The sequence below is a fragment of the Ensifer sp. ENS03 genome (assembly GCF_014852035.1).
In the GTDB taxonomy this organism is placed as follows: domain Bacteria; phylum Pseudomonadota; class Alphaproteobacteria; order Rhizobiales; family Rhizobiaceae; genus Ensifer; species Ensifer adhaerens.
The window spans coordinates 34521-50254 of record NZ_JACVAV010000008.1 but is presented as its reverse complement, the minus strand read 5'-3'; the positions used below and the strand labels follow the sequence as shown (position 1 = coordinate 50254).

Below are 15734 nucleotides of genomic sequence, written 5' to 3'. Positions count from 1 at the left end.
ATCACATCGGCATCGGCGTCGAAGGCGGCCCTCGCCTAAGGCTTGACAGCGCTGCTTGCAGGACATCGTCGGTGAGATGCGCGGCATCGGCGTCGGCGGCCACTTCCTCCCCGTCGTCCGAAGAAGGCGCGCCAGCCGTGCCTTCAGCCGGATGTTTGTCGAAGCCGGGAATGAGGCTGTTCATGATCGCAAAGACCATCGCCTGATCGCCGAGTTCAGCAAAGAGCTTCAGGCGCGCGAACATCTCCTTGAGCGTCGCCAGGGGCACGGCGTTCGGCATCGCGCCGAGCACACCTGGAATAGGTGAACTGATGCGTTGCTCGCCGCTGTCGAACAGCTCCTCATAGAGCTTTTCGCCGGGCCTGAGACCGATGATCTCGATATCGATATCCTTGCCCGGCGTCAGACCGGCAAGGCGTATCATCCGCTTGGCGATGTCGATGATCTTGATCGGTTCATTCATGTCCAGAACGAAAATCTCGCCCTTGCCGATTTCGCCTTCCAGACCATAGGCCGAAGCCTGCAGCGTCAGTTCGACGGCTTCACGAATGGTCATGAAGAAGCGCGTCATGCGCGGATCTGTTACCGTCAGCGGACCACCCTTGGCGATCTGCCGCTTGAACAACGGGATCAGCGAGCCGCTCGATCCGAGCACGTTGCCGAAGCGAACGGTCATGAAGCGCGGGCCGGAACCCTTCTTCAGGCAATGAAGGTCGAGCGCCTGGCAATAGAGTTCGGCCAGCCGTTTGGTCCCGCCCATCACGCTCGTCGGGTTGACGACCTTGTCGGTCGACACCTGCACCATCGCCTGCACTTTGAAGCGGCGGGCGGCGTTCGCGACGTTCATCGTGCCGATCACATTGGTCAGCACGCCCTCGCAAGGGTTAAGCTCCACCATCGGCACATGCTTGAGCGCTGCGGCATGGAAGACCAATTCCGGCCGATACTTGGCAAAGACGTCGTTGACGCGATTGGCCCGGCGGACGTTGCAAAGGTTTGCCGTCCGCTTGACGGCCGGATAGCGCTCGCCGAGTTCCATGTCGATCGCATAGAGATTGTATTCGCAGTTCTCGACGAGGATGAGTTCGGCCGGTTCACGCGCCGCCACCTGCAAGGTGAGTTCGCTGCCGATCGAACCACCGGCGCCGGTGATCAGGACGCGCCGACCGCGGACGAGGCGAAGAATTGCCTCGTTGTCGAGGGCTGCCTGCGGGCGCTCCAGAAGATCCGTCAGCTCGATCGAGCGTAGTTCGAAACGGCTTTCCTGCTTGGCGCTCTTGAGTTCCGTGATCTGCGTCAGGCGCGATACGGTCATGCCACGCGCTTCGGCGCGCCGCATCACATCCTCAGCGGCTTCGCCGAACGCCGAAAGCGCTTCGGTAAAGACGACATGGCGCGGCAACTGTCCACTTTCTGCGAGTGCGCAGACCACAGTTTCGAAATCGCTGAGCGCGCCAAGGATCGGAATGCCGCGCAAGGTCATGTCCGTATGCTCCGGCGTCACTTCCAAGCAGCCGACCGGCTTATGGCTGCAATGTGGATCGCGGCGGAGCGCTCTCAGATAGAGATCTGCCGCATGGCCGCTGCCGACGAGCAAGGTCGGGATGCGGTCGGCATTGTCCTCGGCGATCGGCTGCCGCCGCGTTGGGCGCAGCGCCAGTTCGTCGAGCCGGAAGCTCAGTCGCGAAGCCGAAAGGAATGCGGTCAAGAGCAGCGCCTCGAGCGGCACAACGCTTCGCGGCATATCCTGGAGCCGGTTCGCAAAGAACGACATCAACACCAGCGCCGCCGAACTGATCAAGACGGCCTGAAGGATTGAGCGCAGGTCCGAGACGGAGCAGTAGCGCCAGTCGCGAGCGTACAATCCCGCAATCGGAAAAGCGAGCGCACAGGCCAGAAGATATTGCGGTCCGGTCGTTAGCAGCGCCCAGATAAGCTCCGGTCGCGTCGACATGGCGTCGAAGCCGTAGCGCAGAAAAAAGGCGGCCACGAGCGCCAGGGCTGCAGACGCGATGTCCATCGCATAGAGCACGCGCGATCGACGAACCTGCTTGACCGACGATACGGTCGTTCTTGCCGCCAGGCGCAGAAGCGCACGTCCGACGGCAGCAAACCAGGTGAATATGGTGAGGAACCTTGCCCAGTATCTCGCCATTGACGGCGGAGACGGGGCGACGGCTTGCGTGGGCTGGGCAGCGGCCTCGTTGCGATGCATGCGACACCCTTCGATCCATAGAACGCCAGTCAACCGCCGCGCCGAGAACGGACGGACGAATGACGCGCCTTGAGACGTCATGTCTCGTTGAATTTGTTTGGAATAAACTTCTGATATCGATCAGATCATACAAAGTTACCTGAAATTTATTTTATCTATGCACTGATACAAGCTTTGGTCTTAGCAATAAAATACGCCAACTTCGCCAAAACTCTCGCACGCCAAAAACTGCGTGTAAATTATCTTTTCGTTTTATCGAAAGCAATTTCCCTAATTATCTTAGAACTCAATAGTATTACTGCAAATTAATCCATAATCCTTTGGGATTAACTAGCGACCATTCCATCACCAAGGAGACAGAATGCACCGCTCAAAAGAAAGACATAAAACTTAAGATACGAAAGCAAGTCCGCGTCTTTTTTAATATTAAATGGACGATAATTTTCTCGCATGAAATAATGGTCAGAACACTAGAAAGAACACCCGAGGATATACATCGGATAAATCTTGGCGCATCTGGAAATGGCACTCCAATACCCCAGCATGCAGCCTGGAACCGCTCTCAGGTGACGATCGAGGGGCGCCGACAGGAACTCGCCGACCACCGGAAACGGACCAGCCATCCGGACATGCAAAGAGCGCGTCCCTGCGACCTCAGTCTAAATGTCGACCCACTGCATTCCCGCCCCGGAAAGACCTTGTGGGGTCATTCCCCCGCAAAGGCGCGTCGATAGGAGTCGGAAATCGGCCGGATCAGATACTCAAGGAAGGTGCGGTCGCCGAGTTCGATAAAGGCGTCGATCGGCATCCCCGGATGCAGCTGCTCCATGCGCACGCCGGGCGGCAGCGGCGTATCCAGGCGCAACACGGCCCTGTAATAGGGCTCGCGCGTCGCCGGATCGGTGAGGCGGTCGGCAGAAACATGGGCAACCGTCGCAGAAACCTCTGGCGTCAAGCTGGTATTGAGCGCCGAGAGGCGGACCCTTGCCGGCTGACCGACATGGACGACGTCGATGTCCTGCGGATGAATACGCGCGTCGACGACCAAGTCCCCTGTCGGTAGGATCTCCATGATCTTCTCGCCGGGACCGACGACACTGCCGACGGCATTGTAGACCGAGGCGACGACGACGCCGTCCACCGGCGCTTTGACGACGGTGCGCTCGAGCACACGGCGCGCGGCTTCGACTTGTTCTTCCACGTCGGCAAGCCCGGTCTTCACCTCGTTCATCGCGGTCACCGCCTGCTCGACGCGCTGGGTCTTCAGCCGTTCGATCTGCTCACGCGCTTCTGCGACTTGGGTGCGGCTCGATGAGGATTCTGCCTGCAGCATGCCGACCTGGCCGAGCAGGTCCGCTTCGACGCGAAGAAGCTGCGTGTACTCCGTGCGGTTCGTCAGCCCCTTTTCCAGGAGATTGAACTTTCGCTCGGCTTCACTGCGCACGATCTGCGTCTGCTTCTCGACGGCCGCCTTCTGCGCGGCCAGGCCATCGAGCGCATCGTTGATGCTTTCGACCCGTTGCTGCAGAATAACGGTCTCGGAGGTGAAGCGGGCAAGCCGGGTCTGAAACTCCTTCACCTGCTCTTCGGTCAGGTCACGGCTTGCGGCCGACATCGTGGCTGGCGCGTTGCCGATCGCGATCGTCAGGTCCCGCCGGCCGTCCCGTTCGGCGGCAAGGCGCGCCTCCCGCGCCTTCAGCGCCACCCATTGCTTGGCAAGGCGGTTGAGCTGCGTGCGGGCGACGGTGTCGTCGAGGACCACGAGCGTCTGCCCCCTTGCGACCGCATCGCCCTCGCGAACCGCGATTTCGCTGACGATCCCGCCTTCCAGATGCTGCACGAGAACATTGCGGCCCGTGGCCGTGATCGTGCCGGAAGCGACCGCGGCACCGGAGAGCGGCGCCGTTGCCGCCCAATAGCCGAAACCGGCAAGGATGAGAACAAGCGTCCCATAGCCGAGCCGGGCGACCAGCCCGGTATCGGTCACGATTGTCTCCCGCCAGGAGCGCCGAGTGGTCGCCGCCGTCATGGCCGATCCCCGGTTCTGCCAGGCAGGAAGGCGGAAATGTTTGTCGGCGGCGGGTTCGCCTGTCGCTTGACAGCCGCCGCCTTTGCCGCCCGGTCCGCCCTTTCGGACTGCGCCCGACGCGCCACCTCGTCCGTTGGACCGAAGTCATCAATCCTGCCATTCTTCATCACCAGGATCCGGTCACACGTCGTGGCGATCGAAATGCGGTGCGTGACAATGACGACCGTGACGCCGCGCGCTTTCGCGTCTCTCAGCGCCCGTCCGAGTGCCGCTTCCCCTTCGCTGTCGAGGTTGGCGTTCGGCTCGTCGAGAACAAGAAGACGCGGGGAGCCGTAGAAGGCGCGCGCAAGCCCGATGCGCTGCCGCTCGCCGCCGGAGAGATTGTTGGAACCGGGCCCGATCGGGGTCTGATAGCCCTTCGTCTGCGACAGGATGAGATCATTGGCATGAGCCGCGCGCGCGGCCGCAACGACCGCCTCGTCGGCTGCATCCGGCTCGAAGCGAGAGATATTGGCGGCGATCGTGCCCGGCAGCAGCTGCACGTCCTGTGAGAGATAGCCGATGAGGCCGCCGAGCTGCGCCGCGTCCCATGTTCTCAGATCCGCACCGTCGATGGTGATCGAGCCCGCTGTCGGGGCAACGGCGCCGGTCAGAAGCCGCGCGAGCGTCGATTTGCCCGCCCGGCTCGGGCCGACCACTGCAACGCTTTCGCCGGCAGCGATCGTGAAATTCAGCCGCTTCAGGATCGGCTCAGGGTCGGCTCCGGCGTCGGGCGAAACATAGAGCAAATCACGCACGGCGATATCGCCGGCGGGGTTCGGAAGCAGAAGCTTGCGGCTATCGACACTGCCGGCCTCGATCACCTTTTCGAACCGCGACCAGGCGCTGCGCGCATCCATTGCCTGCTTCCAGATCCCGACCAGTTGATCGAGCGGCTGCAGCGCGCGTCCCGATAGGATCGACGACGCGAAAATCATGCCGGCAGTCATCTGCCCCTTTAAGACGAGGGTCGCGCCAACAGCAAGGATCGCCATCTGCAGGATCATTCTGATCGATCGCGATATGCCGCCGAAGATTGCGTTGACGACGAGGCTTCCGTCCGCTGCCGCGGTCGCGGCGGCAAACTGGCGGCCCCAGACCTCACCGACATTGTTCGTCATGCCCATCGCACGCACAGTCTCGGCATTGCGGCTGAACATCTGCGCCGTGAGATTAGCGCTGGTTATACGCTCCTGCGCGAACTGCGACGCCTTCTTGTTCATGTACTGATTGAGGAAAACCAAAAGCAGGATCACGATCGCGCCGATCGTCGTCATCAAAAAGAGCAGCGGATGCAGGAGATAAAGGAGTGCGGCGAACACCGGCGAGAACGGCAGGTCAAAGAGGACCGGCGTGCCGCGTGAAGCGACGAAGCCTCTAACGGTCGCAAGATCGCGCAAAGGCTGGATATCGCCCGGTTCCCGGCCCGTTGCCGCGACCACGTTCGCAAAGGCGGCCGCCCCGAGCTCGCTGTCGAGCTTGGCCGCCATGCGCACCGCATAGATCGACCGAATCACATCGAGCAGGCCGAGGAACGCGAAGGCAAGGAACGCGATAATCGTGAGATAGACGAGCGTTTCGATGCTCGAAGAGGGCAAAACCCGATCATAAACCTGGATCAGGAACAGCGGCGAGGTCAGCGCCAACACGTTGACGACCGTCGAGAACAAGCCGAGATCTATGACGCTGCGCCGGAACGCAGATCGTAAACTGCCGCTTGTGATTCTGTTGTCTACCATGCTGCAACGACACCGTTTCCAGGAATTTGAGTGGGGCCGTATCGATGGAAGTGTTCCCCGATGTCAACGTGCCGGAGGTTGAGTAGGTACTATACATCTGTTGTAGCGGTTGCTTATAGATGCTATTTTAGACCCCCACCATTTAACACGACAGATCACAGTTTTCACACGCTAAGGTCGCTTGCTGTCTTTGCGCGGCGGTCGGTAAAAGCAACGGCGCGTATTCTGCCCCACTAATAAAGGATGGAAACATGATCGTTAAGGGAAGACCCGTAGCTGACACGCTTTATGGCACGAACGTAGCTGACACAATTTATGGATATGGCGGCGACGATAGCCTTTGGGGCTATGCCGGAGACGACTATCTCGACGGTGGCGACGGCAACGACCGCATGTACGGTGGCGACGGCAACGACTTCTTCAAGGCCGGTCCAGGCGACGATTATGCTGAAGGCGGCGTCGGCAACGACTCCTTCGATGGCGGCCTTGGCAACGACCACTTCGTCGGTGGCCTGGGCAACGACATCTTCGACGGCGAGGACGGCGACGACATCCTCGACGGCGGCGATGGCCACGACACCATGCTCGGCGGTGCCGGCAACGATACCTTCTACGGCGGCGCCGGCGAGGAATATATCGATGGTGGCGCGGGCAATGACATCATCTATGCCGGCGACGGCAATGACGGTTTCGTCAACCGCGTCAACCCGGCAACCGGCCAGGTAACGACGCAGGCCGTCGGTGGCGGTGCCGGCGACGACTACATCTATGGCGAAGGCGGCAACGACGCGCTCAAGGGCCAGTCCGGCAATGACCACGTCTATGGCGGCATCGGCGATGACCGGGTCGACGGCGGCGACGGCGACAACTATCTCGATGGCGGCGACGGCAACGACATTCTCGATTCCGAGAGCGGTCGCGATGAGGCCCATGGCGGTGCCGGCGTCGACCGGATCAGCGTCGGCGCAGGCGACGACCTCGTCTACGGTGACGGCGGCAACGACAGCATCAGCGGCGAAGACGGTAACGACACGCTGAATGGCGGCGATGGCGATGACCTGTTCTATGGCGGCTCGGGCAACGACACGATCCGCGGCGATGCCGGCAGGGATACCCTGATCGGCGACACCGGCTCAGACTTCCTCTGGGGCGGCGCCGACGCCGACCGCTTCGTGCTCAAGGGCGCGGGCGCACTCGATGGACGGGATACCATCATGGACTACCAGGATGGTCTCGATCGCATCGTGCTCGAAAAGCTCGGCATCACCCGCTACGCCAACACCGGTGGCCCCGGCACGGTCTATGCCTATGACGACCCGAGCGGCGACGTGATCCTGAAGGCACAGGATTCGGCCGGCCACGCCTTCCAGATCGTCGTCGACGATCCGAACGGTACCCTGTCTGCGGCCAACTTCAGCGCGGCGGACTTCACCTTCGCGTAAAAATACCGGCGGCCGCGGGTTTGAATACGCGCTCCGCGGCCGCCACTTCCGCCAGTTCCTGCCTGTACTGGCAGTCCAGTTCGCGAAAAGCTCACCGAGAGACCGCTTCACCAGCGGCGAGTGACCGCAATGCCTCGTCCAGTTCGTCTAGATCGCTGATCCGCCTATCGGCTTGGTGCGCCTCGTCCGGCGCCGCCGTGCGGTGAACCCGCGCGTCGCGCGCGACCATCACAGTTTGCCATCCGCGCCGGCGCGGCGTGACGAAATCCTTGAGCGGATTGTCGGCGATGTAGACGAGATTGTCCTGCTTGACGTCCGCCCAGCTCTCGATCGCCTCATAGGCCCGTGCATGCGGTTTCCAGAATTCTCTCCCCCAAAGATCAGTGAAGATCACCCGGTCCACCAAGGCTTCGAGCCCCAGCGCCTTGACCTTGGCCTGTTGCGTGGCCGCCGGCCCGTCGGTGATGATCGCTCTTCGGCCGACGCGCGCATGCTCCAGATAGCGGCGAGCATCGTCGGCGAGAGCTATCTCCGGCCGGTGTCCGCGGTAGACGGCAACCAACTGGCCGACCAACGCTTCGTCGACGGCAATGCCCATCGCTGCCAGCGCCGTATCGAAAACGCGTCCGCTGTGCCCGCTCGCAGCAGCTGCCTCGCAATGCCCGGCAAAGCCTTCCGCGCCCAGATGGTTCGCCAGCCAGGCATCAACGGCCCTGAAGCCGCTTGCGGCAAAATCCCGCTCCAGATAGAGCGTATCGTCGAGATCGAAGACAAGCACCTGCTCGCCCATCCGTCTATCCCCTGAAGACCGCTGCATCGTATCGCAGCATCAGCACACCTTCTCGCCAATCGTCGTGGACCGTTCTCGGCAAGCCTGCCACTTCCTCCAGCAGCCATTGGGCAAAGGTCGCGCCGGCATGATCCACAAGCGGATAGCCGCCGCCGAAACGGGCGTTGATTTCGATCACCCGCGGGCCGGTGAGCCGATCGTCCATGACCTGGAAACAGAAAGCACCGCGCAAGTCCGGCAACGCCCGCAAAATACCCTCAGCCATCGCCCGATGCGCCGTATGTCGCTCGGTAACGCCCTTTTCGACTTCGCCTGCCCTAATGCGCAATCGCCGATGCGAAATGACCGACTGCAATGTGCCGCCGTCATCGACGAACGCATTGACCGTATGCTCCGGGCCGTCCAGATATTGCTGCAGGATCATCGGCTCTGCGGTCGTTTCAGGCAGATCGGCCATTGAGCGCACCATGCTGATCGAGCGGCTTGCGCTCCCGGCATTGGGCTTGAGGAACAGCGGCCAGTCCCAGCGGGAGAGCTCGCCGCGAACCTCCTCCAGCATGCCGGTTCGCGGGACCGGAACCCCGGCCGCGTCGAGCACACGCATGGTTTCGAGCTTGTCGCGCACAACGTCGATGACCGGCGAAGTGCTCACATGCACGCGGCAATCGAAGCGGGCGAAATCCCCCGCCGCTGCCGCAAGCGGCACCAGTTCGGGATCGATCGTTGGTACGAGCAGGCGCACATCATGCGCCCGCGCGATCTCCGCCAGGCGGCCCGTGAACTCCGGGTGATTGTAGGCGGGTACCGCGAAAGCCCGGTCGGCGACCGCACAGGCCGCGCTCAGGTCAGGATCAAGATCGCAGGCCAGAATCTGGAGATCGATGTCCAGCGCGCGCGCTGCCCGGCGAAAACACTCGATCAGGCCAACACGCCTTCCCGCGGAAGAGACAAGGATCTTGAACGATCGGTACGCCATACACGCCTTCTCCTTGACTGTTAGGACGAGGGGCCAAGGCAATCACTGTGGCCCCGCCTGACTGAACCCGATGCAATGCCCGTGCGATTACGCTCCCAACTTGCTGTGCACCGGGGGGCGCCGGCCGTCGGCCGTGCGCCACGCGGTTACCTCGATGCACTGCCGATCTCCGCACATGACGGTAAAGCCATCCGCCGTATGGGTCTGAACTTGCGCGGCAAGGCCGATGTAACGGAAGGAGTCCGCGAAGGGCCGCGCCGCATCAATATGGACGACCTTTCCGTCCGGGCGCGAAAAGGCGCCGGGATAGGGCTCGCCGACCGCCCTGATCAGTCGCAGCACCTCCGCTGCCGGGCGCTGCCAATCGATCAAGCCATCCTCGGCGACACGCTTTGCACAATAGTTTGCCAGGCTGTGGTCCTGCTCGACCCGCGGCGCCTTGCCGGCCGCGGCCAATTCAACGGCCTCCGGCACCATCTCCGCCAGATTGCGCACATGCTTACCGTAGAGACTACGCGCGGTCTCATCCGGCGCGACGGAAAACAGACGCTGCAGAATGATGGGGCCGGAATCCGTGCCCTCGTCAATCCAGAAGAGCGACGAACCCGTGGTCTTTTCGTCAAGCAGGATGGTCCAGGGGATAACACCCCTGCCTCTCAGACGCGGCAGCGCCGACGGGTGAAACCCGATCACGCCCAGCCGCGGGATGGCACGGAAGGCCTCACGGCAGATCTGCGACCAGCCGAGGACCAGGACGAGGTCCGGGGCGCTCGCGCGGATGGCTGCGAGCGTGTCTTCGGCATTCACGTTGGTCGTATGGCAGACCGCGCTGCCTGCCGCGCGCGCCGGCGTCGTCAAGTCCGCGAAATCGGAATGGCGATCCGCAGCCTCCGGCGGCAGCGTAACCACCAGGGACGGCAGCATCCCCTTCGCCAACAGGGCATCGAGCGCGATTAGGGATCCTTCGACAGCACCAACCAGAGCAAAACGCATTTTGGTTCTCAAATGCACAATGTGTCAGAGCGCAATATACAACTCGGATCACAACCAAGGGAAGAAATAACCCATCCGGGCGATATTAATGTATTTCAAGTATGATATGACGGGATGCTATTTCAGAGCCGGGCTATACTGCAAGAGAATAATTGCATGACAGTGTCTGCCGTTGTATCTTGAAATCACTGCTTTTCTAGGGTGCGCCCTGGAAGGCCAATTTAGAGTACGAACCTATTTCAGAAATGATCGCGTCCGATGTGTCCTCCAAAATCGAGGCAATAGGAAGTTAATGTCCTGGCGTGCATAGCGCGCCCAGGAATTTAATGCTTGTGACCAGCGCCGGGATACACACCAGTGTGCCCTGTCGTCAGGCTCAGGGAATGCGGAGGAAGGCCCAAACGGCGGCGCAACTTCGGATCCACGGTATGATATTGCATTTGATCACTAATTTCAGCGCAAGCGCCGGAGCTGAGACGATGCTCGCGCGCCTGCTCAAGGCGTCGTCTGACGAACGCGTCATGGTCGTATCGCTGCTCGATGTCTCGGCGCGAAACCGTGACCTCGCGGACAATCCGCGCGTCGAGTATGTGGCGCTCGGCGCACACTCGCTCCCGGCCATTCTGCAGGGCACGATGCGGCTTGCCAATATCATCCGCCAGGAAAAGCCGAGTGTCATGCTTTGCTGGATGTACCACGCCATGGTGGTCGGCACGGTCGCTGCCAAACTTGCGCGACGGGCAACGCCGGTCATCTGGAATGTTCGCCAGTCGCTGGATGATATCGCCTCGCTGTCGCGGAGCTCGCACATGGCGATCGCCGCTGCCCGCGCGCTCTCCGGCTCGGCCTCCGGCATCATCTACAATTCGTCGCGCGCCCGCGAAATGCACCGCGCCTATGGCTACCGCAACCTGAATTCGGTCGTCATCCCGAACGGCTTTGAAATTCCGGCGGTGGCGGCAGGCCACGAAGCACCGCCCCGGCGGATCGGGATCGTCGCGCGTTTTCACCCGCAGAAGGATCACGCCACCTTCTTTCGCGCCGCCGCCTCGGTGTTGCGCACCCATCCTGACACGCGCTTTCTCGCCGCCGGACGGGGACTAGCCTGGGACAATCCCGAAGTCGTCCAGCTGATTGCAGATGCGGGATTGCCAAGCGAGGCCATCGACCTCAGGGGCGAAGTCGCGGACATGGAGGATTTCTACCGCAGCATCGACATTCTCGCCCTGTCCTCCAGGACAGAAGGCTTTCCGAACGTCGTTGCCGAGGCGATGAGCTACGCAAAAATGGTGGTGGCAACGGACGTCGGTGACGCGGCTGAGGTTGCCGGCAATGCCGGAATCGTCGTGCCCGCCCGCAATCCCGAGGCCTTTGCCGACGCCATGCGCAAGGTGCTCGACCTTTCGCCGGAGGAGTATGCCCGCTACGCGCTTCTCGCCCGCGATCGTATCGAAAGCGAATACACGCTGCACAACATCGAACGGCGTTACTCCAATTTCCTGAGGAACTTCTAGCAGCCACCGCACGGCTCAAGCTGCGGAAAGAAAATTCGGAGAGGGGGACCGACACATGAACGACAACAACAAAGGGGCTCGACCTAAGCGAATGTCGGCGGACTTGGCGCCGACAGTCAGGCGGGCAGCATGACCACGCCGATACGCACAGTCATCATCGACGACCATCCGCTCGTCATCGTCGGCGCCCGCGCGACGATCGAGACGACCAACGATATCGTCTGCGTCGGCTCGGCCGGAACGGGTGCGGAGGCGCTCGCGCTGATCAAGGAAACCGGGCCGGACGTTTCGGTCATCGATATCGCCCTTCCCGACATGAGCGGCCTTACGCTGGCGGAGCAAATCCTCAAGCAGCAGCTTTCGGCCTATGTGGTGGTGATGACGATTTACCCGGAGCGCTCCTACGCACAGCAGGCGCTTCAGATCGGCGTCAAGGGCTTCATCCAGAAATGCTCCGCCCCCGAGCACCTGCTGCTTGCCGTTCGCTCCGTCACGCATGGCGGGCTCTATCTCGATCCGCCAACCGCCCAGGAACTCACACGCACGGCACCAAATCCCGGGTCGCGCACGATGAAGACGGCCGGCGTGCCGGGGCTGACCCGTCGCGAACAGGATGTTCTGCGCCTCGTAGCCCTTGGGTACTCCAACAAGGAAATCGGCGCGCGCGCCAATGTCAGCGTCAAATCGATCGAAACCTACAAGGCCCGGGCGACGGAGAAGCTGCAGCTCCACACGCGGGCGCAGATTGTCCATTTCGCCTTGACCCACGGCTGGATGAGCGCCGTCTAGGCCGTGGCCGGGTCGGGTGCAGGCGGGATGCCCGCCTGCCCCAATCGAGACAGGAGCCGCCATTGCGAATTGTGTTTGTGCTTTCAGGGCTTGGTGCCGGCGGCGCAGAAAAGGTCGTCAACATCCTCGCGCGCCATCGCTCGGCCCGCGGTGACGACGTGCACGTGCTCGCGCTCAACGCGGAAACCCCGGAGACCTACTTTGCCTACGACAGGTCGGTCCGCGTGGAGGCGCTCGGCGGCGGCTCTTCGGTGCGCGTGTTCAGGACGGCTGCACGTATCGCCCGATTGCGCGCGCGCCTGCGCGCTCTGTCGCCCGATCTCGTCATTTCCTTTCTGACGAAGGTCAACATCATGGTCGTGCTTGCCAGCCGCGGGCTCGGCCTGCGGCTCGTCCTTTCCGAGCGAAACAACTTCAATACGCAGGACATGAACGGGCTGTGGCGATTGGCGCGGCCGCTGGCGGCTCGCCTGGCAGAGCGGCTGGTGATGCAGACGACGGAAGCGGTCAATTCGCTGCCACCGGCCCTCAAAGCCAAGGCCGTGATCATCCCCAATCCGATCACGCTTCAGCATGTGCGTGACAAACAGTCAGGCACCAACACCCGGGTGCTAGCCGTCGGCCGCCTGGACAGGCAGAAGGGCTTCGATCTGCTGATAGACGCCTTTGCCGATATCGCGGGGCGCGCGCCGAACATGACGCTGACCATCTTCGGCGAAGGCCCGGAACGGCCGGCGCTTGAGGAACAGGTCCGACGCCTCGGCCTTTCGAACCGCGTTCGTCTGCCGGGCACGACGAAATCACCGGTCGAATGGATAAACGCCGGCGATATCTTCGTCCTCAGTTCGCGCTTCGAAGGCTTCCCGAACGTGCTGCTGGAGGCGATGTCCGCGGGCCTTGCCAGCATCGCCTTTGATTGTCCGTGGGGGCCGTCGGAAATCATCGACACGCCGGCGGTGGGCATGCTCGTCCCCAAAGAAGACATTCGCCGGCTGGCAGACGCGATAGCCCGCCTGGCGGCCGACGCAACACTGCGGCACCAGATCGGCGCCATGGGCGCACGCGCGGTTGCCGCGCGCTACGCGATCCAGTCGGTCCTTCAGCAATGGGACGACGTCATCGCTGCGCCTGAGGAGGCCCAGGCGCTTTACCCGGCAGCGCGCGTATCGACCTGATACGCACCGCCTCAGGAGGCGAGGCCGCATCACCCGATCACGACCCGGGCGGCGTTGCTGGCTTCAGGTAGAGGGTCGGGATCCCATATCTGTCCTTGAAACCGAGAGACGCGGACTGCACGTAGCCGTGGCTTTCGGCAAAGGCACGCATCGGCTTTTCCAGTTCGTCTTCAAAGCCAAGCAGAAACGCCGCCGGCGGGTCTTTCTCGAACAGCGCTTCGATCGTCGATGGTGACGTCATCTTGTAGTACTTCGCCAGCTCGGGGCTCGTCATGTCGGCGGTGCGGTAGGCAAACGGCCCTGTCGCCAGCTCGGCATAGACATCGAGGCCGCCTTCCAGCGGATAGATGGGCGCGAGCGTCGCAACCTTGCCGGTGACGCCGGCAGCCTGCATTCTCTCAGCAATCGTCACGCCTCCCTCATGCACGCGCATCGTCGTCCACTGCTGCGGATGGGTCGCCTTGCCAAGGTATTGACCAAGGCGCGGCGCGTTGACCGCAAGGACGACAAGCACCGCCGACAGCAGGATCGGCCGCACCATGGGGAGTGCGCGCGGACCAAGTGCCTCGAGCAAAAGGCCAAACGCCAGCGGAAGGCAGACGAGCGGCGGCGCAAAATACTGGGGGAACCCGGGCGTCGGAACGAAGCTCAGCACAAAGCTGCAGACGAGCACGCCCGCAAGCACCAGCACCTCCCTCATGCGCAGCTGTGGTTCGACCGCCACGTTGTCGGTGCGCCGGGCAAGAACGATGAACGTGACGGCGATGAGCGCGGCAAGCGCCACGGCCACGGCCGGTGCAAGCCATATATCCTGCGCCATGACCAGTTTCTGGGCGAGCGACATCGCACCGCCCTCCCCGTCGCCGCTCATCAGCCGCCAGTATTGCGGATGCGGACCGGTATGGTAGCGCACCACATGCGCCAGGAAGAGTTGCGGATCCCTGACGAGATAGAAAAGGATCGGCGCGCCGCCGACAAGACCGCCGACCAGCAGCGGCGCCGCGACCTTGGCAATACGATCCTTCAGCGCCAGCGATCGCGGCAGAAGGAATGCGGCCACGGCCACGGCCGGGATGAAGGCTATGGCGCTCAGCTTGAAACACACGGCCAAGCCCAGCAGAAACCCGGCCAGCGCCACCAACAACGAACGGCGCTGTTCATTACGCAGGGCGAGAAGAAAGAGGCTGAGGCCGAGAAAGGCGAACGGCCACGGCAGGAAATTGTTGGTGGCGCCGACACCCGTCTGCGTCAGGAACAACTCGTTCACCAGCGACAGGATGCCGACACAGACAGTTGCCCAAGCCGAACGCGTCAACACATACACCACGCCGCCGACAGCGACTGCCATAAGGATCCAGGCCAGGAAGACACCGAGGCGACCGCTTAAGAGCAGGTCGCTGGACCCGGTCAGCTTGCTGATGCCGTAGAAGTACCACGCGGAGGCCGGCGGATGATTGTAGAAGAAATCGGCGTAGAGCGCCTGGTTGTTCAAGAGTCTAGCCGGCGGGACATACAGCTGCTCGTCTCGCCGCATCTCGAAATTCATGATCCGAAGAAACAGAAAATAGAAAACGAACAGGAAGAACAGAGCCGCTGCAACTTGATAGAAAATCCCGACCGATTTTCCTTCAACAGAGTCCTGTCTTTCCGAAGAAACACTTGCTGGATAGGTCATGCAAAAACTCCGAACAAAAATAGACGAAGTATAAAATAAAGGCGGACTGTGGGAACGATGCAGTCGCACACGGCTTCAAATGGATCACACAGGATCGTAATGCGCAGCGGCGCATGGCCTAGCGGGACAACCCCGACAAGCGTGCAGGGATAAACCTGACACGTAAAAAGGCTTGCGGCCAAGCAGAATATAAGGTATTTCTTGTATATTAGTTACTTAACATAACGGAAACCCTGGGACTTATCCAGACATATTCCGTAGCGCGCAGGTAACCACCTGCTTTTATTGACGTGCATTTTTATCAGTTATTGAAAACGCTCAAATCGCGCATTGGATCGCGATTGCTCATGAATAAAAC

At 61.6% G+C, this 15734-nt stretch carries 11 protein-coding genes; 4 read left to right on the top strand and 7 right to left on the bottom strand.

The features are described from left to right. Position 1: 1 nt before the first annotated feature. From IB263_RS24225 to IB263_RS24215, 3 genes are all read right to left on the bottom strand, one after another. Entirely contained in the window at positions 2-2155 is a 2154-nt protein-coding gene (locus IB263_RS24225) for a nucleoside-diphosphate sugar epimerase/dehydratase (RefSeq protein ID WP_112984713.1), read from the bottom strand. A 766-nt stretch (positions 2156-2921) separates the two neighbouring features. After that, entirely contained in the window at positions 2922-4202 is a 1281-nt protein-coding gene (locus IB263_RS24220; RefSeq protein WP_226020765.1) for an HlyD family type I secretion periplasmic adaptor subunit, read from the bottom strand. Between the two features lie 38 nt (positions 4203-4240). Further along, positions 4241-6022: a type I secretion system permease/ATPase gene (locus tag IB263_RS24215; protein ID WP_113504363.1), complete on the bottom strand. Its 1782-nt coding sequence runs from the start codon at positions 6020-6022 to the stop codon at positions 4241-4243. Between the two features lie 251 nt (positions 6023-6273). On the opposite strand from IB263_RS24215, the gene IB263_RS24210 reads away from it, so the two are divergent. After that, entirely contained in the window at positions 6274-7464 is a 1191-nt protein-coding gene (locus IB263_RS24210; RefSeq protein ID WP_060610239.1) for a calcium-binding protein, read from the top strand. A gap of 91 nt (positions 7465-7555) precedes the next feature. On the opposite strand, the gene IB263_RS24205 is transcribed toward IB263_RS24210, so the two are convergent. The 3 genes from IB263_RS24205 to IB263_RS24195 all read right to left on the bottom strand — a co-directional run bounded on the left by IB263_RS24205 (position 7556) and on the right by IB263_RS24195 (position 10223). After that, positions 7556-8254, bottom strand: a complete 699-nt coding sequence (locus tag IB263_RS24205) for an HAD family hydrolase (protein ID WP_060521003.1) — start codon at positions 8252-8254, stop codon at positions 7556-7558. Positions 8255-8258: 4 nt separating this feature from the next. Next, positions 8259-9230, bottom strand: a complete 972-nt coding sequence (locus tag IB263_RS24200) for an ATP-grasp domain-containing protein (protein WP_113187645.1) — start codon at positions 9228-9230, stop codon at positions 8259-8261. Positions 9231-9317: 87 nt separating this feature from the next. Beyond that, on the bottom strand, positions 9318-10223 hold the full coding sequence (locus tag IB263_RS24195) for a methionyl-tRNA formyltransferase (RefSeq protein WP_192439129.1): 906 nt from the start codon (positions 10221-10223) through the stop codon (positions 9318-9320). A 428-nt stretch (positions 10224-10651) separates the two neighbouring features. Here IB263_RS24195 and IB263_RS24190 point away from each other — a divergent pair, with 428 nt between their 5' ends. The 3 genes from IB263_RS24190 (at position 10652) to IB263_RS24180 (ending at position 13701) form a co-directional block, all read left to right on the top strand. Continuing rightward, complete coding sequence (locus tag IB263_RS24190; RefSeq protein ID WP_060521000.1) at positions 10652-11737, top strand: glycosyltransferase; 1086 nt, start codon at positions 10652-10654, stop codon at positions 11735-11737. A 129-nt stretch (positions 11738-11866) separates the two neighbouring features. Further along, entirely contained in the window at positions 11867-12526 is a 660-nt protein-coding gene (locus IB263_RS24185) for a response regulator transcription factor (protein ID WP_113294464.1), read from the top strand. A gap of 71 nt (positions 12527-12597) precedes the next feature. Beyond that, complete coding sequence (locus IB263_RS24180) at positions 12598-13701, top strand: glycosyltransferase family 4 protein (protein ID WP_371814209.1); 1104 nt, start codon at positions 12598-12600, stop codon at positions 13699-13701. Positions 13702-13738: 37 nt separating this feature from the next. Here the strand turns inward: IB263_RS24180 and IB263_RS24175 are convergent, their stop codons facing one another. Continuing rightward, positions 13739-15445 (bottom strand): glycosyltransferase family 39 protein, encoded by a 1707-nt coding sequence (locus IB263_RS24175; protein ID WP_192439127.1) that lies wholly within the window; start codon positions 15443-15445, stop codon positions 13739-13741. Positions 15446-15734: the final 289 nt, after the last annotated feature.

What these genes read in the sequence shown, in the direction of transcription:
- IB263_RS24205 (WP_060521003.1), bottom strand. Translation starts at nt 8,254, where the DNA reads ATGGGCGAGCAGGTGCTTGTCTTCGATCTCGACGATACGCTCTATCTG.
- IB263_RS24215 (WP_113504363.1), bottom strand. Translation starts at nt 6,022, where the DNA reads ATGGTAGACAACAGAATCACAAGCGGCAGTTTACGATCTGCGTTCCGG.
- IB263_RS24210 (WP_060610239.1), top strand. Translation starts at nt 6,274, where the DNA reads ATGATCGTTAAGGGAAGACCCGTAGCTGACACGCTTTATGGCACGAAC.
- IB263_RS24200 (WP_113187645.1), bottom strand. Translation starts at nt 9,230, where the DNA reads ATGGCGTACCGATCGTTCAAGATCCTTGTCTCTTCCGCGGGAAGGCGT.
- IB263_RS24185 (WP_113294464.1), top strand. Translation starts at nt 11,867, where the DNA reads ATGACCACGCCGATACGCACAGTCATCATCGACGACCATCCGCTCGTC.
- IB263_RS24190 (WP_060521000.1), top strand. Translation starts at nt 10,652, where the DNA reads ATGATATTGCATTTGATCACTAATTTCAGCGCAAGCGCCGGAGCTGAG.
- IB263_RS24195 (WP_192439129.1), bottom strand. Translation starts at nt 10,223, where the DNA reads ATGCGTTTTGCTCTGGTTGGTGCTGTCGAAGGATCCCTAATCGCGCTC.
- IB263_RS24225 (WP_112984713.1), bottom strand. Translation starts at nt 2,155, where the DNA reads ATGGCGAGATACTGGGCAAGGTTCCTCACCATATTCACCTGGTTTGCT.